We start from the raw sequence: 17,454 nt of genomic DNA, 5'->3' as shown, positions 1-17,454 counted from the left end.
CGTTCGCGAGCGTGAGCAACGTCAAACAACGCCTGGTGCATGGCACGCAACGCCTCGTCGTCAACCCGGTCGGCCGGAAGCTGCCGGTGACCATGCTGGAAACCATCGGCCGCAAGTCCGGCCATCCGCGGCGCACCGCGGTCGGCGGGCGTGTGGTCGACAACCAGTTCTGGATGGTGTCCGAGCACGGCGAGCGTTCGGACTACGTCCGCAATATCAAAGCCAATCCTGCAGTGCGAGTACGGGTACGCGGCCGGTGGCGCACCGGAACCGCCCACTTGCTGCCCGACGACGACGCGAAGGCGCGGCTGCGCAGCCTGCCGGCGCTCAACAGCGCCGTCGTCCGTGCGGTGGGCAGCGACCTACTGACCATTCGGGTCGACTTGGACTGACCGCGGTGGGCTACGACACCGAGCTGGTCGAGCGCATCCGCGAAGTGCTGGGGCCGCTTCGGGGCGTCGAGGAGAAACGGATGTTCGGCGGCCTGGCGTTCCTGATCGGCGGGCACATGACCGTCGCCGCCAGCGGGCAGGGCGGGCTGTTGGTGCGGGTGCCGCCTACCGACACCGACAAACTGCTCGCCCGCGCCCACCTCAGCCCGATGGTGATGGGCGGCCGCGACATGCGCGGCTGGCTTCGGGTGGACCTCGAAGGGGTGAAAACCAAACGCCAGCTGCAAAGTTGGGTGAGGCGCAGCGTGGACTACGTGCGCGGGCTGCCGCCGAAGTAACCGGCGCGTCCGCTCGACCCTAAACGGGTACACCGTGCGGTATGGACAAGCACGCACAGGCGGTCCGACGGCTGCTGAAGGCCGCGGGCACCACATACGCCGCCGAGGCGGGGGTCCGGATCGCCGACAAGCCGATGCCACTTTTTCAGCTCCTGGTGCTGTGCATGCTGGCCAGCAAGCCGATCGACGCGTCGATCGCGATGCGCGCCGGACGCGAACTGTTCAACGAGGGCGTGCGAACGCCGAACGCCGTGTTGGCGTCGAACCGGCGCACGATGATCGCCGCGTTCGGTCGCGCCCACTACGTGCGGTACGACGAGAGCTCAGCCACCCGGCTCACCGACATGGCCGAGCGGGTCCGCGACGAATACTCCGGTGATCTGCGCGAACTGGCCCGCCGCAGCGACCACGACGTACGCGCGGCCGCCGGCCTGCTCAAGCAGTTCAACGGCATCGGTGCCACCGGCGCCGACATCTTCCTGCGCGAGGTGCAGGACGTCTGGACTTGGGCGCGACCGTATTTCGACGAGCGGGCGATCGGCGCGGCCAAGAAACTGGATCTGCCCGCCGATCCCAAAGAACTCGGTTCGCTGGCGCCGCGCGCCAACGCACGCCTGGCCGCGGCTTTGGTGCGGGCCTCCCTGGACGCCGACATCCGGCGGCAGGTGACCGGTTGAGCCGCCGGTGACGATACGGATCGGCACCTCCGGATGGTCCTACGACCACTGGGCCGACGTGCTCTACCCGCCGGGCCTGCCCTCGGCACGGCGGTTGGCCCGCTACATCGAGGTGTTCGACACTGTCGAGCTGAACGCCAGTTTCTATCGCTGGCCCAAGGATTCGACGTTCGACGGGTGGCGCCGGCAGCTGCCGGACGGGTTCGCGATGTCGGTGAAAGCGCATCGCGGCCTGACTCACTATCGCCGGCTGTCCTCGCCGGAGCCGTGGATCGAGCGGTTCGAACGCTGTTGGCAGACACTGGGTGATCGGCGCGGTGTGCTGCTGGTTCAGCTGCATCCCGAGCAGCGCCGCGACGACGAGCGGCTCGACTCCTTTCTGGCGAGCGTGCCGATATGGATACGCGTGGCCGTCGAGTTGCGCCACCCGTCCTGGAACGACGCCGCCGTGTATGCGCTGCTGGAACGACGCAATGCCGCCTATGTGGTGATGAGCGGCGCCGGACTGGCGTGTATCCCCCGCGCCACCACCGATTTTGTGTACATCCGGATGCACGGCCCGGATCCGGATTCGATGTACGCCGGCTCCTACCCGGACGACGAGCTGCGGCGCTGGGCCGAGCGGATCGCCGACTGGGACGGCGAAGGCCGCGATGTCTGGATGTACTTCAACAACGACCCGCACGGCCACGCCGTGCGCAATGCGCTTTTCCTCAAGGATCTTTTGCGCTGACTGCAGCCGAGTAGGGTGGACGCCATGGCCAGCTCAACCACATTCGTCATCGTCGGGGGCGGACTTGCCGGCGCTAAAGCCGCAGAAGCCTTGCGCGACAAAGGCTTCGACGGCCATATCGTCCTGGTCGCCGAAGAAGAACACCTGCCCTACGAGCGACCACCGTTGTCGAAGGAGTTTTTGGCCGGCAAGACATCGCTCACCGATTTCACCGTGCACGAGTCGGCTTGGTACGGCGACCGCGACATCGATCTGCGACTGGGCGCCAGGGCCGTCGCGGTCGACGCTTCCGCGCACAGCGTCGGTCTCGGGGACGACAGCACCGTCGGCTACGACAAACTCTTGCTGGCCACCGGGTCGCGGTCCCGGCGTTTGCCGATACCCGGCGCCGACGCCGCCGGCGTGCACTATCTGCGAACGTTCGAAGACGCGTCGGCGCTGAATTCCGTTCTGGCCGAAGGGTCGTCGCTCGCAGTGGTAGGCGCCGGGTGGATCGGCCTGGAGGTGGCCGCCAGCGCCCGGCAGCGCGGCGTCGACGTCACCGTGGTCGAGACCGCGAAACTGCCGCTGCTGGCCGCGCTCGGTGAAGAGGTCGGCACAGTGTTCGCCGCGCTGCACCGTGACCACGGTGTCGATCTGCGGTTGCAGACCCAGGTCCAGGAGGTCACGACCGCAGACGGCAAGGCCACCGGCCTGCGACTGGCCGACGGGTCGACGGTTGGCGCCGATGCTGTGCTGGTAGCCGTCGGTGCCCAGCCGAACATCGAACTGGCGCAGGAAGCCGGCTTGTCGATGGGTGACGGCGGCGTGCTGGTCGACGCATCGTTGCGCAGCAGCGACGCCGACATCTACGCCGTCGGCGACATCGCCGCCGCCGAGCATCCGCTGTACCGCACCCGCATTCGCACCGAGCACTGGGCCAACGCGCTCAAGCAGCCCGCGGTAGCCGTCGACGGAATGCTCGGAAAGCCAGGTGAATACGCCGAGCTGCCGTACTTCTTCACCGACCAGTACGACCTCGGCATGGAATACGTTGGCTACGCACCGAGCTACGACCGGGTGGTGTTCCGTGGCGACGTCGACGGCCGCGAGTTCGTCGCCTTCTGGCTGGACGCCGACAACCGGGTGCTGGCCGGAATGAACGTCAACATCTGGGACGTGCTCGACGACGTCAAAACGCTGATCCGCTCGCAGAAGCCGGTCGACCCCGACCGGCTGGCCGATCCGCAGGCTCCGCTTAGCGACGCGGTCAGCTGACGCCGAGCGGCCGCCAGCTGTGGTCGATGACGGCTGGTAATTCAAGCGCCTGCAGCCGTTCTCGCTCGGTGCGCCGTCGTTTGATCCGCAGCCGGGCGTCGCCCGGCATGGTGAGCAGTTCGTCGCAGGTCAGGTGATACACGTCGTCCACCGCGTCGATGAGGTCAGCCGCCAGTCGTCGAGACCCGAACTCGCGCAAGGTCATTCGCAATTCATGGGTGAACCGCATGGTGGTGTCGTGCGCCAGCTCTCGGGATGACCGGGCGTTGGCAGCCATCCGCTCCGGAAGTGTTTCTGCGAATACGTCCGGTGGCGACGCGGCACCGATCGGCGCCGCCGCGGCACGTGCGGTGGCAATGAGCAACATGGCCGGATCGTCGCCGAACACGGGGTTTGCCAGTTCGGCGTCGCCGGGCCCCCGGTGGGAAATCCGGGCCATCACCGCCTTGATCTCGGCCGAAGCACTCAGCGACAGCGCACGCACGCTGTCGAGATCGCCCTTCGCCGCCAGTGCGCATACCCGCGGGTCGCGCCGCAGCACCGCCTCCAGGGCAGCGGTCTCATTCGCGATGCGTCCGCTGTCCATCAGCGCCTCGACGCCCGGCACGGGGGCGTGAGAGTCGGTGCGCTCCAGCGCCGCCGCGGTGACGCCGCTGTCGATCAGCCAGAGCGCGGTCAGCCGCCAGCCCTGGTGAATCCGGTCGCGTAGCAGGCAAATCCGTGCCTGCAGGGCAGCCTCGGACAACGAGGCCAGGTGCGTGGCGTCGAGATGCTCGGCCGTCGCCGCCGTGCTGTAGGCCTGCGTGTCGGCTTTCAGATGGCGCAGCAGGGCCACTGCCCGGCTCACGACGACGGCCTTGGCCGCCGATCCCAGCAGCCCACCGGCCAGTCGTGGACGGCCCAGCGGCAACAGTTCGCCGACCGGGGTGTCGCCCAGCGAATGCTGCAGAACCGCGCTCTCGTCCCAGCCGGGCAGCTGGCCGGCCGCGATCACGCCCGCCGATACCCCGACGTAGGGCCGATGGCCGAACATCGCGATGGCGCGGCTGCCCCACTCAGCGGCCATCACACCGCCCAGCGCCATCACCTGACCCATCACCCGGTTGGCCATCCGCAGGCCCGACAATTGGACGTCGAGCGTCATCGGGGTCAACGGGCCCGGCAGAGCCTCGGCCAGCGTCGACGCGGCGAAGACCGGGAACCGGGGATCGATCCGGTCGTCGAATTCGCCTTCCAGCCCGTCGGGCGCCGCGCACTGCAGCGGTGTTCCGTCGGGCGGCCCGGAGCGCGGCACCGGCTCACAGGGCAACGGCAGATGACCGGGAAGGTCGACGGCACCCCCGGCGTCGAGCTTGCGACCGCAGAGGCCGCGCGCCGTATCGGCGAGCGCATCGGCGGCCGACCAGCCCGGCTCGAACTGCCAGTCTTCTTGCATCGCAGCGAGATCCATGTCCGGCGTCAGCTCTGTCCAGGTGGGGAGCCGATGCGGGCGGGGTCGCTGGTCGGCGGCGCGCAGCAGGTGTCGCGCGACCACCGTGTTGGTGGTGTCCGGGGTCGCGACATCCACCACGCCGGTGGTATTGGCCGCGACCGCGACCACCAGGAAACGGACCAGGTCATCGACGTGCAGCAGCCGCACCGGCCGCAGCGACTCCTTGCCGCGAATCAGAGTGGCCACCGTGCGGCACACCGCCCAATCGAGCTGGCGGCCCATGAGTGGCGCCACCCGGACGATCAGGCTCGGCGCCCAGCCGGTGGACACCAGCTTCTCGGCCTGTTGGTACAGCTCGGGCTCGCCGGCGGCCTGCGATACGAAAATCAACCGGGCGCCGGCACGCGCGGCCGCGTGCGCGACATGCACCAGCCCGTTGATGCCTGCGGTGCCGGGCGCGGTGGGATCGACCGGGGCGAGATGCACCACCACATGTGACTCGTCGGCGAGCTGCTGCAATACCGGCCCGCCGAGCCGTCCACAAAGAAAATCGACCTCGGGGTCCAGGTTGTCATGAGGATGTCGCGCGATGCCACTGACCGCGTGTCCGGCGGCAATCAACTGCCGGGCCAGTGTGCGACCCACCATCCCGGTGACTCCGGTGACCAGGATCCGCATACTGCTCACCTCCCCGGTGTCTACCCCGACAATAGGCGCGCGGGGAGGGTTCCCAGGAAGCTTTTGACCCTAACGTCGATTCTGTTACCTAGTTGTACCTAGCGCAGAGTGGCGGTGCCATCGGGGCGGACCCTGACCTTGGCGCCACCGATGTCGTCGTGCACGGTCGCCTCGGCCGCCGCCGCATCGGGGATCACGGCAAGCGTGCGCGACTCTTCAGGCGTGCGAACCGCCAGGAACGCCTTCTCCGGGCGGCCGTCCCGGTCGAACGGCGTGGTCCAGGATTCGACGGTGCCGACGCCGTCCCATTCGACCACTGCGGGTCGGGTCGGCTCCCGATCGACAACGGATTGCACGTCTTCCCAACGGAATTGCGATGCCGGCGGCTCGGTGCCGTACACGCCGAAGCTGTGCTTGGTCAGATAGCCGCCGTTGGCGGTGATCAGGCCGCGCCGCCCGGGGTTTGCGATCAGCACTTCGGCCATCGTCGCAATCGAGTGCGTGACGTAGTTGCTCCACGGTCCGCCGGCGAACGTCAGCCCGCCGGTCACGGTCAGCGGCCGGCTCGGGTCGTCGACCGGCAGGCCGAGTTCGGTGGCCGCGATCTGCACCGCGGACGGAAAGCACGAATACAGGTCGACGTAGTCGACGTCGTCGATGCCGAACCCGGCCAGTTCCAGCGCGCGGGCACCGCCGATCCGGATTGCCGGGCAGCGATGCAGTTCGGCACGCTCGCTGATCGCGTAGGTGTCGTGCGCATCGGTGCCGGCGTACGGGTACACCCAGTGTTCGGTGGGTACTTGCAGTCGCGCCGCGGCATTCGCCGAGGCCAGGACCAGCGCGGCGCCCTGATCGACCATGTTGTTGGAGTTCATCAGCTTGGTGTAGGGCCAGCTGATCATCCGGTTGGCCGGACCGGTCTGCCAAATGTCCTCGGCTGCAAGGGGTTTGCGGATCCAGGCGTGCGGATTGTCCACGGCAACGGCGTTGAACCGCGCCCACAGTTCACCGATGCGCCTGCGGTGGTCCTCGATCGGCTCGCCGGTGCTGATCCGCAACGCCTGTTCGAATAGCGGATAGACATGAGCCGGACGGGCGAGCTCGATGCGCTCCTCGGCCGACCCGGCCATCGGGACGTTCTCGTCGCCGCCCGGCGCGATCGGAACCGATTCGTCTTGCTCGGTCCAGGTCAACCGGCGGCCCTGCGCCTTCAACTGCATCCTGGTGCGCCAGGTTTCGCCGCCCGCCACCAGCACCACGTCGGCATGCCCTTGCTGGATGTCCAGGCAGGCCCGGTTCACCAGTGTCTGCGGCACATTGCCGCCCACGCCGCTGTAGCGGGTGGCCGGGCTGTCGGCGCCGACGCGCTGCGCGAGCAGCAGGCCGGGGTCGCGGTAGCGCGCGGACAGCAGGTTCACCACCCGCACAGAGTCGACCGCCTCGAGCACACGCTGGTCGGCGGCCTCGCGCGCGGCGGCGACCATCAGGTCGACGGGTTCGATGTCGGGGTTGTCCTCGAACTGGTTGACCTGGCCGTAGCCGATCAGCACCGGTGTCCGCGGGTCGACGGGCATGCGTGAGAACCTTTCACGAGTGCGAGCGTGCGTTTGGACGGCGACGCGCCGTAACTGCCGTACATTTGTGCACGCTCGCGGAAGAGTCTAAATGGAGGCGAACAGCACGCCGTCGCCGATCAGCTGTTCGGCTTCCTCGCTGCTCATCTGCAGCACCTTGCGGCAGATCTCGCGAGTGTCCTGACCGGGCAGCGGCGCGGGCCGCTGCGGTGCCGGCGGGATGTGGCGAAACAGCGCCGGGCCGGTTTCGGCCGGCAACGGATGGTCGAACAGCGGATGGGACATGTCGCTGAACAACTTTCGGTGCAACAGCTGCGGGTCTTCGAGAACGTCGGGCGGGCGGTTCATCGCGCCGGCGGGAACTCCGGCCGACTGCAGCGCTTCTGCGACCTGCCCGGGGGTGCGCGTGCGGGTCCAGTCCGAGATCGTCGCGCACCTCGCCTCGACCGGCCGCGCGTGCGGCCTCGGCGACATACAAGGTGTCGAGTTGGTTGACAACGGCCTCCGCCTGCGAAACATGCACGCGGCTACCGGAACCGGTGCGGTCGCGGTGGATCAGCGCCGCCAGCGCCCCTATTGCGGTGATCCGCCCGACCACGTGGTCCGGGAAGATCGTCGTCGCGTCGTAGAACGGATGCCGCGACGCGTCCGCGGCGGCTTCCTCGGACGTCCACAGCTTGGTGACCCCGGTGGTAGCGCGCACCAGTGGGCCGTAGCCCATCCGGGTGCTCCACGGGCCGGTGTCACCGAACGCGCTGCTCTCGGCGAGCACGATCCGCGGATTGATGTCACGCAGCGTGTCGTATGGAAACCCAAGGGCGGCAAGGGTTCCCGGCTTGAAGTTGGCGAACACCGCGTCGGCGTTCGCGACCAGCCGGCCGAAGAGTTGTTTGCCCGCCGCGCTGCGCAGATCCAGACCGAGTCCCAGGTTGTTGCGGTGTGCCCAGGCGAACGACTCGCTCATCGCCTCGCCGGCGCGGGCCTGGCGCAATCCGTCCGGATAGGCGGCGCTTTCCACCTTGATGACCTCGGCGCCCAGATCGGCGAACAGCCGGCTGCATTCGCCGCCGGCGACGATGATGCCGAGGTCGACGATCCGCAGCCCGTCGAACGGAAGGGTGGTCTTTCGGCGTGGGGTGTCGGCTGCCCGATCGGCTTGCCAGGACGCGTCGTCGCGCCCTAGCGCGGGAGCGGGTGCGCGAAAACCGGTGTGCTGTCCGTCGACTGAGAAGTAGCCGACCGGAATTGTGGTGTGCACGCCGGGGACGAGTTCTGTTTCGGTGATCGCACCGACCGCTTGGAAATGTTCGGAGGCAAGGATTTGCGCCGGCGACAGCACGGCGGCGATCGGCACACCGTTGGCTTGTCCGGCCGACACCAGCTCCTTCATCGTCTGGCCGGCGAACAACTTCTCGATCAGTACGCTGATCTGCGGCCAGGCGGCGAACCGCGCGCCGATCACGTCGTAGCGCGGGTCGCAGAACTCCTCCGGCTCCCCCAGCCAGCGCCGCAGGCCGCGCCACTGCCGCGGCGACATCACACAGATCCGGACATAGCCGTCCTTGCAGGCATAGATCGGGTAGGCGTCCTGGTTGCGCGGTCGTCCCCGCCACCGGTCGGGGCGGCGGATACCGGCCGCGGCCTGCCCGTGCGTGCCGAAGGCCGGGTCGAGGGCCATGACGACGGCATCGAACCGGGAGAAGTCAATGTAATCGCCTGTGCCGCAACGTAACCGGTTGTAGTAAGCGACGAGCGCGGCCCACGCGGCTTGCACGGCCGCGGTGGCCGACGCGATGCCGTCTGGCGGCAACACCGGTGTCCCGGTGGTCGGACCCGAGCGCGACAGCGAACCCGACAGCGCGTAGAAGACCGGGTCGGTGGCCCGCCACGACGACCGCGGGCCCGTCGCACCGAAGTCGCTGATCGACAACACCACCAGCTGCGGATAGCGGTCGGCCAGCTCAATGCACGACATTCCGTACCCAGCGGCTTGCCCGCTGTCGACGACGATGTCGGCACCGGCCGCCAGTTCGGGGAAGCGGGCGCGGTCCGCTGCGTCGTTCGGGTTGAGCACGGTGCTGCGTTTGTTGGCGTTGTGCAGCGCGAACGGCAGGCTCTGACCATCGAGCGACGGCAGTCGGCGCCGCGCCGGGCTGCCGCCGGGCGGTTCGACCTTGAGCACGTCGGCACCGAGGTCGGCGAATATCCGGCACACCGCGTCGGTGTCGTCTCCGGCGAGGTCGAGCACCCGCAGCGACGCCAGGGGGGTCTCGACCATGGCTTGAGCGTAGTTGGCGGGTTTTCGCGACCGTCGGGACAATCGGACGGATGAGCCTCCCCGACGAAGAACTCGCCCTCGTCGACGCCTACTGGCGCGCCGCGAACTACCTCTCGGTCGGCCAGATCTACCTGCTCGACAACCCGCTGCTGCGCGAGCCGCTGACACCCGACCACGTCAAGCCGCGGTTGCTTGGCCACTGGGGCACCACCCCGGGGCTGAACCTGATCTACGCACACCTGAACCGGGTCATCCGCGCCCGCGACGCCAACGCGATCTTCATCACCGGACCCGGGCACGGAGGCCCCGCGCTCGTCGCCAACGCGTATCTGGAAGGCACCTACAGCGAGGTGTATACCGGAATCGAGGAAGACGCGGAAGGGATGCGAAAGCTGTTCCGCCAGTTCTCTTTTCCCGGCGGTGTGCCCAGTCACGCGGCGGCGCAGACGCCCGGCTCCATCCACGAGGGTGGCGAGCTGGGTTATGCCCTGGTCCACGCGTACGGCGCAGCTTTCGACAACCCTGATTTGGTGGTGGCCTGCGTGGTCGGCGACGGGGAAGCCGAAACCGGGCCGCTGGCCGCCAGCTGGCATTCCAACAAGTTTCTCAACCCGGCCCGCGACGGCGCGGTGTTGCCGATCCTGCACCTCAACGGCTACAAGATCGCCAACCCGACCGTGCTGGCCCGCATCCCGCACGACGAGCTCGAGGCGCTGCTGCGCGGCTACGGCTACCGAGCGATCACCGTCGCCGGAGATGACCCCCCCAACGTGCACCAGCAGCTGGCCGCCGCACTCGACGACGCGTTCGACGACATCGCGGCCATTCAGCACGACGCCCGCAGCGGCGCGAACACCGAGCGGCCGGTGTGGCCGATGATCGTGCTGCGCACCCCCAAAGGCTGGACCGGGCCGGAGGTAGTCGACGGCAAGCAGGTCGAGGGCACCTGGCGCTCGCATCAGGTACCGCTCTCCGAAACCCACGAGAACCCCCGCCACCGCGCGCAACTCGAGGACTGGTTACGCAGTTACCGACCGGAGGAGCTGTTCGACGACGACGGTCGGCTGCGTCCGGAGCTGCGCGCGCTGGCGCCCGGTGGTGAGCGCCGGATGAGTGCTAACCCGCACGCCAACGGCGGGCTGCTGCTGCACGACCTGGACCTGCCGGATTTTCGCGACTATGCGGTGGACGTCTCGGCACCCGGTACGCACGTCCATGAAGCCACCAGGGTTTTAGGCGCCTTCCTGCGCGACGTGATCGTCCGCAACCCCGACCGGTTCCGGCTGATGGGCCCCGACGAGACGGCCTCCAATCGACTGGACGCGGTGTACGGCTCGGCCGGCAAGGTGTGGCTGTCCGACACGCTGCCCGACGACGAGAACCTGGCAGCCGACGGGCGGGTGATGGAGGTGCTCTCCGAGCACCTGTGCCAGGGCTGGCTCGAGGGCTACCTGCTGACCGGCCGGCACGGGCTGTTCAACTGCTACGAGGCGTTCGTGCACATCGTCGACTCGATGTTCAATCAGCACGCCAAGTGGCTGGCGACCTGCCGCGAGCTGCCGTGGCGGGCCCCGATCGCGTCGCTGAATTACCTGCTGACCTCGCACGTGTGGCGCCAAGACCACAACGGTGCCTCGCACCAGGACCCCGGATTCATCGACCTGGTGGCCAACAAGCGCGCGGAGATCGTGCGGGTCTACCTGCCGCCGGACGGCAACACGCTGCTGTCGGTGGCCGACCACTGCCTGCGCAGCCGCGACTACGTCAACGTGATTGTCGCCGGCAAGCAGCCCGCGCTGGCCTACCTGAACATGGGGGAGGCGATCGCGCACTGCACCCGCGGCCTGGGCATCTGGCAGTGGGCCAGCACCGCGACCGCCGAGCCCGACGTCGTATTGGCTTGCGCCGGAGACACTCCGACGCTGGAGACGCTGGCCGCCGCCGACATCCTGCGCCGCGGGCTGCCTGAGCTGGCCGTGCGGGTGATCAACGTCGTCGACATCATGCGGCTGCAGCCGGAATCCGAGCATCCGCACGGGTTGCACGACAGCGAATTCGACGCGCTGTTCGGCACCGACACGCCGGTGATCTTCGCCTACCACGGCTATCCGTGGCTGATCCACCGGCTGACGTATCGGCGCGCGAACCACGACCACATGCACGTGCGCGGGTACAACGAGCGCGGCACCACCACGACACCGTTCGACATGGTGATGCTCAACGACCTCGACCGCTTCCATCTGGTGATGGACGTGATCGACCGGGTCGACGGGCTGGCTAACCGCGCCGCCGTGCTGCGACAGCGGATGGCCGACGCCCGGCTGGCCGCGCGCCGCTACACCCGGGAGCACGGCGAGGACGACCCGGAGATCTCTCAATGGACCTGGGTAGCCTAGGGAAGTGATCACCGAACCACACCCACTGGCCGTGCAGCTGTCGGCGTTGCACCGCTTCCGGGTGTACGTCGACGTCGCCGTCGTCGTCGTGGTGTTGGCGCTGACCAACCTGGTCGCGCACTTCACCACGCCGTGGGCGGGTGTCGCCACCGTGCCGGCCGCCGCTATCGGCCTGGTAATCCTGTTGCGCTGCGACGGTTTAGGTTGGGCCGAGCTCGGTCTCGGTCGGGAACACTGGCGGGCCGGGGTGGGATATGCGCTGGCCGCCGTGATAGTGGTGACGTCGGTGATTGCGGTCGGCGTGCTGCTGCCGCTGACCCGGCCGATGTTCATGAACAACCACTACGCAACGATCTCGGGTGCGCTGATCGCGTCGATGATCATCATTCCGCTGCAAACCGTGATCCCGGAGGAGCTTGCGTTTCGCGGCGTGCTGCACGGCGCATTGAACCGGGCGTGGGGATTTCGCGGTGTCGCGGTGGCGGGCTCGCTGCTGTTCGGGCTATGGCACATCGCGACGTCGTTGGGACTGACCAGCAGCAATGTCGGCTTCACCCGGCTGTTCGGCGGCGGCATTGTCGGCATGCTGGTCGGCGTGGCGTTGGCCGTGTGTGCGACGGCCGCCGCGGGCTTTGTGTTCAGCTGGTTGCGCCGGCGCAGCGGCAGCCTGATCGCGCCGATTGCATTGCACTGGTCGCTGAACGGGTTGGGCGCATTGGCCGCCGCGCTGGTGTGGCAGCTGTCCACCTGAGGGCGGTTACGCCAACAGAACCGCCGCGCCGGCGATGCGGCCCTCGCTGAGATCGGTGAGCGCCCGATCGGCTTGTCCGAGTGGGTATTCCGGCGTGGTGATATTTATGTGATGCTGGCCGGCGAACTCGAGGAATTCCCGGGCGTCAGCGCGGGTGTTCGAGGTCACCGAGCGAATCTGGCGCTCCTGGAAGAGGTGGCGCTGGTAGTTCAGGGTCGGGATGTCGCTGAGGTGGATGCCGGCGATCGCAAGCGTGCCGCCACGATCCAGCGCCTCCAGCGCGGGCAGCACCAGCTCGCCGACCGGGGCAAACAGAATCGCCGCGTCCAGCGGTACCGGCGGCGGGTCGGCGGCGCCTTGCGCCGAGGCGGCGCCCAATTCCAGCGCCAGCTCGCGTGCTTTGGCGCCGCGGGTCATCACGTGCAGCTCCGCGCCCTGCGCCACCGCGACCTGTGCGGTGATGTGGGCACTGCCGCCGAATCCGTACAGACCGAGTCGGCCGCCCGGCGGCAGCTCGGCGCGCAGCAGCGAGCGGTAGCCGATGATGCCGGCGCACAACAGCGGCGCCAGTTCGCAGTCGCTGTAGCCGCCTGGCAAGTGATGAGCGAAAGCCACAGGGACCGTGGCGAATTCGGCGTACCCGCCGTCCTCATCCCACCCCGTGTAGCGGGATTGCGGGCACAGGTTCTCGTCGCCGCGACGACAATACTTGCAAACCCCGCAGGTGTGGCGCAGCCAGGCGATTCCGACGCGGTCACCAACGGTGAATTCGTCGCCGGCGTCGGCTCCGAGTTCGACGACTTCCCCCACCACCTCGTGCCCCGGCGTCACCCTCTCACGGTGCACCGGCAGGTCACCCTCGGTGACATGCAGGTCGGTGCGACACACCCCGCAGGCGCGCACAGCCACCAGCAGCTCCGATGGCTGTGGTCGCGGCACCTCGGTGGTGACCCGTTCCAGCGGCCCGGAGTTCATTGGGCCGGGTTTGCGTACCCGCCACGCGCTCATCGTGGCGGAGGCCGGCTCGGACGCCATCACTCCATCATGCCGCGACGGACTGTCTGATGCCCGATCCGCCACGGCCACAACGGGTTAGCGGACTAGCCTCGTCCGCGGACGAGCCCGACGATCCACAGCAGGATCACCGAGCCGAGTACGGCGGTGAACAACGTGAACCACCACCCGCCGGAGGCGGTGTCGACGAAAAAGCTGAGCAGGAAGCCGCCGATCAACGCGCCAACGATACCGATCACAATGTTCATCAGGATGCCCGCGCCACCGCCCCGGACGATCTTGCCGGCGATCCAGCCCGCGATGGCACCGATGATGATGTAACCGATCCAGCCGACGCTGGTCAGTGTCGTTGAACGGGCGAGGAATTCGGTAGCTGCCGTGACGTACATCCGGATCTCCTTGCTGTCGCAGGCAAGTCCAGCGCTTCCGCTGGCTTCTCACTCGGTATACCGCGTCAGCGTAACGATTCGGCAGCAATATTGGACACGGGTCGACTTAACTGAAGCCGACCTGGGCCGCAGAACGGACTGGCGTGACTAAAGGGTTCGTGTGCGCGACGTGGCGAACTTGTAGATCAACAGCAGGATCACCGCGCCGACCAGCGCGCCCAAGAACGAGTGTTTTATCGGCGGGTGAATATCGAACTGGTGCGGCGGGAACACCAGGCTGCCCAGCGTGCCGCCGACGTAGGCCCCCACGATCCCGAGCACTGCGGTCGCGATCAAACCCATCGATTGCCTGCCGGGAACGATAAGTCGCGCGACCGCGCCCACGATGAGGCCCAGGATGATCATCCAAATGATGTGCAAGACCACGGCCAGCTCCTTTGACTATTGGCCTGCAAGCAGGACGGCGAGATGTTGAGCCCGCTGCTGGACTGCTCTTCCATACACCGCGTCAGCGTAACGATTCGTCGGCCATAGTGGACGCGGTCGACGCGACTCACGCCGTGCGCGTGGTTCCTGTCGCGGACGTCGTGACGGGACCTTGTTCCCCGGCGGGAGCCGGAGCCGGCTGCTGTTGCGGTGCATTGGGTGCCGGCGCATTGGGTGCCGGCGCCGCAGGTGCCCCCGCCGCGGGCGGCGGTGCCGCCGGTGCTCCGGGAGCGGGAGCTGTGCCCGGCGCTGCGGGCGGCGGCGTCGTCAACGGGCGGACCGATTCGGCCAGCACCTTGGCGGCGTTTTGGTCTACCGGGTCGTTGGAGGTACCCAGCCACACCACAAACCAGCGCTGCTTTTGCGCACCTTGCGCGGCGTTCGGGTTGCTCGGACCGATCACGCCAGTCCAGATCTGGCCGTTCGGCTTGCTGGCGTCGCTGAACTTCACCTCGTAGTACGACGCGCTGCCGGACACGCCATTACCGGCCAGCGGAGTGCTCGCCTGGTTGATCCGCGTACCCGGGTAGGGCATGAAGAACTCACCCATGTCCGAAGCCAGCCGTGTCGCGGCCTTGGTGTTGTCGGCTTCGGCGCTGGCGTAAAGCTTTTGGTCCAATTTGCCGAGGACGATGCGGGTGTCGTTGGCGACCGCAGGCGGCTGGCCGGGCGCGGGCGGGGGGCCGGTCTCCTTGCTCAACAGTGCGGACCCGTAGTCGAGGTGGGTTGCATCCGATTCCACCCAGCCGGCCGGAATGACGTAACTGAACCCGCCGGGCGGGTTGTCGACGCGTCCCGGTTCGGGTGCGTTGGGGTCGGCCACCGGCGGCGTCGCGTTCGGGTCGGTTCCCGGCGGGGCGGCGACGGGGTCGGCCGTCGGCGGCGCAGCGCTGGGCCCGGCCGGCCCGGGCGCGGTGTCGGGTGCCGCGTTGGCACCCGCTGGCGGCGGGGGCGCCGGCGTGGTCGTGCCGGGCGGCGGTGCCGGATCGGCGCTCGCTGTCGTTGCCGGAAATGCGATCGTGGCGGCGCTGGCGCCGGTTACCGCGGCGACTGCCAGCGTTGCCCAGAAAGCCTTGGGACGTGTCGAGGTTGGGTCCACCTGCTTCATGGCGACGAACCTACCGTGTTACAGCCGTGACGCAAGTGTGGATTGCTGACATTGTGATTTGTTTGCCAGCTGTTATGCAGGCCCGGCCCGCCTGTGCGCCGGTGCGGCGTACAGCGCCACCTCTTGAGCCTTGACCGCGAACCATACGGACTGGCCAGGAGTCAAGCGCAGTTCGGCTGCGGCCTCGGCCGTGATGTCGGCCGCCAGCCCGGGCGCGCCATCCGGTTGATCCGCAGCCCGCACGCGGACCGCGGGTCCACGGGTGTCCAGCTCGGCGACAGTCTGCTCGACGGTATTGCGGGGGCTGCCGTGCGGCGGATCCCGGTATACCGCCACCGCCGCCGGGGTGAACACCGCGACAGCGTCGTGCCCGGCGGCAAGCTCGTCGACCAGCCGGCCGTGCCAGTGGTTCCCCGCGCGGTCCCGGAGGCTGCCGTCGTCGCCGATCGTTCCGTTGACCAGGTTGACCCCGGCGATGCGGGCGCCGAAATGGCTACGCGGCGCGGCCAATACCTCAGCCACCGAACCGATTTCGGCCATCTTGCCCGACTCGAGCACCAGCACACGATCGGCCAGGGTGACGACGTCGAGCAGGTCGTGGGTCACCAGGATGGTGGCGCGTGCGTCCCCGGTGACGATCTTGCGGAGCAGCGCACGGATGCCGGCGGCCGCGGCGACGTCCAGACCGGACAGCGGCTCGTCGAGCAGCAGCACGTCGGGTTCGGCGGCCAATGCCCGCGCGATCGCCACCCGCTGGGCCTGGCCGCCGGAAAGCTGCCGCGGCCGGCGATCGGCCAATTGCTCGGCGCCCACCTCGCGCAGCCAGTGCATCGCCGATGCCCGCTCCGCTGCGCGCGTCCCCCACCATCGGCGGCGACGGCTGTGCGGTCCGAACGCCACATTGGCCGCCACGCTCATGTGTGGAAAGAGCAGCGGGTCTTGAAGCAGCAGGCCGACACGGCGCTGATGGGTCGCCACATGCAGCCCCGTCGCGGTGTCGGTCAAGGTGCGATCGCCCAGTCGGACATGGCCCGCATCGGGTCTCACCAATCCCGCGATCACATGCAACGCGGTCGACTTGCCGGCCCCGTTCGGTCCCAGCACCGCCAGCACTTCGCCCGGTAATACCGAGAACTGCACGTCCAGCTGGCGATCCGCGACGACGGCCCGAAGCTGCAATTCGGTCATCCGGCGCCCGCTCCGGTCAGCCGGCGGGTGCCCACCCCGAGGACCACGACCGCCGCGACCGCCACCAACAGAATCGACAGGGCCACCGCCGCGTCGGCGTCGCTGACCCGCTGCAGATAGATCTCCAGCGGCAGCGTCCGCGTCACGCCCTGCCGCGAGCCGGCGAACGTCAGCGTCGCACCGAACTCCCCCAGCGAACGTGCAAACGCCAGCACTGCCCCCGAAACCAGGCCTGGCAACAGCAGCGGCAGCGTCACCCGCCACCACACCGTCCCTGGCCGAGCACCGAGCGTCGCCGCCACCACCTCATAGTCGGCTCCCGCTGTGCGGGCCGCGCCCTCCAGCGCGATCACCAGAAACGGCAGTGAGACGAAGGTCTGCGCCAGCACCACAGCGGTGGTGGTGAACGCGATGGTGATGCCCGCCGCGTCCAGGTACCGCCCGATCAGCCCGAGCCGCCCGAACGCGTACAGCAGCGCGATCCCCCCGACCACCGGCGGCAACACCAGCGGCAGCAGGATCACCGGTCGCAGCCATCGCACCAGCCGCGCCCGGCTGCGCGCCAACACCAGCGCCATCGGCACGCCCAGAAGCGCACACAAGGCAGTGCTGGCGGCCGCGGTCTTGATGCTCAGCAGCAGCGCCGTCCGCGACGAGGGGCTGGTGATCAACGACCAGAAATGCGGCCAGTCGACCTTCACCGCGACCGCCACAAGCGGCAGCGCGACGAACACCATCCCCGCGGCGGCCGGGAGATACACCC

15 protein-coding genes and 1 pseudogene are annotated in these 17,454 nt (G+C 68.4%); 7 read left to right on the top strand and 9 right to left on the bottom strand.

Going from position 1 to position 17,454, the window contains the following annotated elements; all coding sequences use genetic code 11:
* Positions 1–11 precede the first annotated feature (11 nt).
* Genes AWB95_RS02575 through AWB95_RS02555 form a run of 5 tightly spaced genes read left to right on the top strand, consistent with a single transcriptional unit; the run spans position 12 to position 3,397 of the window.
* Positions 12–392 carry a nitroreductase/quinone reductase family protein gene (locus tag AWB95_RS02575; RefSeq protein ID WP_099539455.1) on the top strand — a complete coding sequence of 127 codons (381 nt, stop codon included), beginning with the start codon at positions 12–14 and terminating at the stop codon, positions 390–392.
* A gap of 5 nt (positions 393–397) precedes the next feature.
* Positions 398–730 (top strand): TfoX/Sxy family protein, encoded by a 333-nt coding sequence (locus AWB95_RS02570; protein ID WP_062538856.1) that lies wholly within the window; start codon positions 398–400, stop codon positions 728–730.
* 41 nt (positions 731–771) lie between these two features.
* Positions 772–1,407, top strand: coding sequence for a hypothetical protein (locus AWB95_RS02565; RefSeq protein ID WP_062538855.1), 636 nt, complete (start codon positions 772–774; stop codon positions 1,405–1,407).
* A 7-nt stretch (positions 1,408–1,414) separates the two neighbouring features.
* On the top strand, positions 1,415–2,140 hold the full coding sequence (locus AWB95_RS02560; RefSeq protein ID WP_062538854.1) for a DUF72 domain-containing protein: 726 nt from the start codon (positions 1,415–1,417) through the stop codon (positions 2,138–2,140).
* Positions 2,141–2,164: 24 nt separating this feature from the next.
* On the top strand, positions 2,165–3,397 hold the full coding sequence (locus tag AWB95_RS02555) for an NAD(P)/FAD-dependent oxidoreductase (RefSeq protein WP_062538858.1): 1,233 nt from the start codon (positions 2,165–2,167) through the stop codon (positions 3,395–3,397).
* On the opposite strand, the gene AWB95_RS02550 is transcribed toward AWB95_RS02555, so the two are convergent.
* The 3 genes and pseudogenes from AWB95_RS02550 to AWB95_RS02540 form a co-directional block, all read right to left on the bottom strand.
* Complete coding sequence (locus AWB95_RS02550) at positions 3,390–5,507, bottom strand: NAD-dependent epimerase/dehydratase family protein (RefSeq protein ID WP_062538853.1); 2,118 nt, start codon at positions 5,505–5,507, stop codon at positions 3,390–3,392. The two genes, AWB95_RS02555 and AWB95_RS02550, sit on opposite strands and share 8 nt — an antisense overlap.
* Positions 5,508–5,605: 98 nt before the next feature.
* Positions 5,606–7,081, bottom strand: a complete 1,476-nt coding sequence (locus AWB95_RS02545) for an acetyl-CoA acetyltransferase (protein WP_062538852.1) — start codon at positions 7,079–7,081, stop codon at positions 5,606–5,608.
* Between the two features lie 87 nt (positions 7,082–7,168).
* Positions 7,169–9,359: pseudogene (locus AWB95_RS02540) on the bottom strand (CaiB/BaiF CoA-transferase family protein).
* Positions 9,360–9,409: 50 nt separating this feature from the next.
* Here AWB95_RS02540 and AWB95_RS02535 point away from each other — a divergent pair.
* Entirely contained in the window at positions 9,410–11,755 is a 2,346-nt protein-coding gene (locus AWB95_RS02535) for a phosphoketolase family protein (protein WP_062538851.1), read from the top strand.
* A 25-nt stretch (positions 11,756–11,780) separates the two neighbouring features.
* Positions 11,781–12,506, top strand: coding sequence for a CPBP family intramembrane glutamic endopeptidase (locus AWB95_RS02530; RefSeq protein WP_062538857.1), 726 nt, complete (start codon positions 11,781–11,783; stop codon positions 12,504–12,506).
* Between the two features lie 6 nt (positions 12,507–12,512).
* Here the strand turns inward: AWB95_RS02530 and AWB95_RS02525 are convergent, their stop codons facing one another.
* The 6 genes from AWB95_RS02525 to AWB95_RS02500 all read right to left on the bottom strand — a co-directional run bounded on the left by AWB95_RS02525 (position 12,513) and on the right by AWB95_RS02500 (position 17,428).
* A complete protein-coding gene (locus AWB95_RS02525) occupies positions 12,513–13,541 on the bottom strand; it encodes a zinc-binding alcohol dehydrogenase family protein (protein WP_062538850.1) in 1,029 nt (342 codons plus the stop codon).
* A 65-nt stretch (positions 13,542–13,606) separates the two neighbouring features.
* Positions 13,607–13,909: a GlsB/YeaQ/YmgE family stress response membrane protein gene (locus tag AWB95_RS02520; protein WP_062538849.1), complete on the bottom strand. Its 303-nt coding sequence runs from the start codon at positions 13,907–13,909 to the stop codon at positions 13,607–13,609.
* A gap of 147 nt (positions 13,910–14,056) precedes the next feature.
* Positions 14,057–14,335, bottom strand: coding sequence for a GlsB/YeaQ/YmgE family stress response membrane protein (locus tag AWB95_RS02515; RefSeq protein WP_062538848.1), 279 nt, complete (start codon positions 14,333–14,335; stop codon positions 14,057–14,059).
* A 127-nt stretch (positions 14,336–14,462) separates the two neighbouring features.
* Positions 14,463–15,503: an alanine and proline-rich secreted protein Apa gene (locus AWB95_RS02510; RefSeq protein ID WP_085167598.1), complete on the bottom strand. Its 1,041-nt coding sequence runs from the start codon at positions 15,501–15,503 to the stop codon at positions 14,463–14,465.
* 72 nt (positions 15,504–15,575) lie between these two features.
* Complete coding sequence (locus tag AWB95_RS02505; protein ID WP_062540162.1) at positions 15,576–16,691, bottom strand: sulfate/molybdate ABC transporter ATP-binding protein; 1,116 nt, start codon at positions 16,689–16,691, stop codon at positions 15,576–15,578.
* Positions 16,688–17,428: an ABC transporter permease gene (locus AWB95_RS02500; protein WP_373280777.1), complete on the bottom strand. Its 741-nt coding sequence runs from the start codon at positions 17,426–17,428 to the stop codon at positions 16,688–16,690. Before AWB95_RS02500 ends, AWB95_RS02505 begins: the two co-directional genes overlap by 4 nt.
* Positions 17,429–17,454: the final 26 nt, after the last annotated feature.

Source organism: Mycobacterium celatum (assembly GCF_002101595.1).
GTDB classification, from domain to species: domain Bacteria; phylum Actinomycetota; class Actinomycetes; order Mycobacteriales; family Mycobacteriaceae; genus Mycobacterium; species Mycobacterium celatum.
The sequence above is the reverse complement of the archived record's forward strand: the minus strand, read 5'-3'. Positions and strand labels throughout refer to the sequence as shown.

Excerpts from the sequence above, each read along its gene's own strand:
- AWB95_RS02565 (WP_062538855.1), top strand. The coding sequence starts at position 772 with ATGGACAAGCACGCACAGGCGGTCCGACGGCTGCTGAAGGCCGCGGGC.
- AWB95_RS02555 (WP_062538858.1), top strand. The coding sequence starts at position 2,165 with ATGGCCAGCTCAACCACATTCGTCATCGTCGGGGGCGGACTTGCCGGC.
- AWB95_RS02550 (WP_062538853.1), bottom strand. The coding sequence starts at position 5,507 with ATGCGGATCCTGGTCACCGGAGTCACCGGGATGGTGGGTCGCACACTG.
- AWB95_RS02545 (WP_062538852.1), bottom strand. The coding sequence starts at position 7,081 with ATGCCCGTCGACCCGCGGACACCGGTGCTGATCGGCTACGGCCAGGTC.
- AWB95_RS02535 (WP_062538851.1), top strand. The coding sequence starts at position 9,410 with ATGAGCCTCCCCGACGAAGAACTCGCCCTCGTCGACGCCTACTGGCGC.
- AWB95_RS02525 (WP_062538850.1), bottom strand. The coding sequence starts at position 13,541 with ATGGCGTCCGAGCCGGCCTCCGCCACGATGAGCGCGTGGCGGGTACGC.
- AWB95_RS02520 (WP_062538849.1), bottom strand. The coding sequence starts at position 13,909 with ATGTACGTCACGGCAGCTACCGAATTCCTCGCCCGTTCAACGACACTG.
- AWB95_RS02510 (WP_085167598.1), bottom strand. The coding sequence starts at position 15,503 with ATGAAGCAGGTGGACCCAACCTCGACACGTCCCAAGGCTTTCTGGGCA.
- AWB95_RS02505 (WP_062540162.1), bottom strand. The coding sequence starts at position 16,691 with ATGACCGAATTGCAGCTTCGGGCCGTCGTCGCGGATCGCCAGCTGGAC.
- AWB95_RS02500 (WP_373280777.1), bottom strand. The coding sequence starts at position 17,428 with ATGGTGTTCGTCGCGCTGCCGCTTGTGGCGGTCGCGGTGAAGGTCGAC.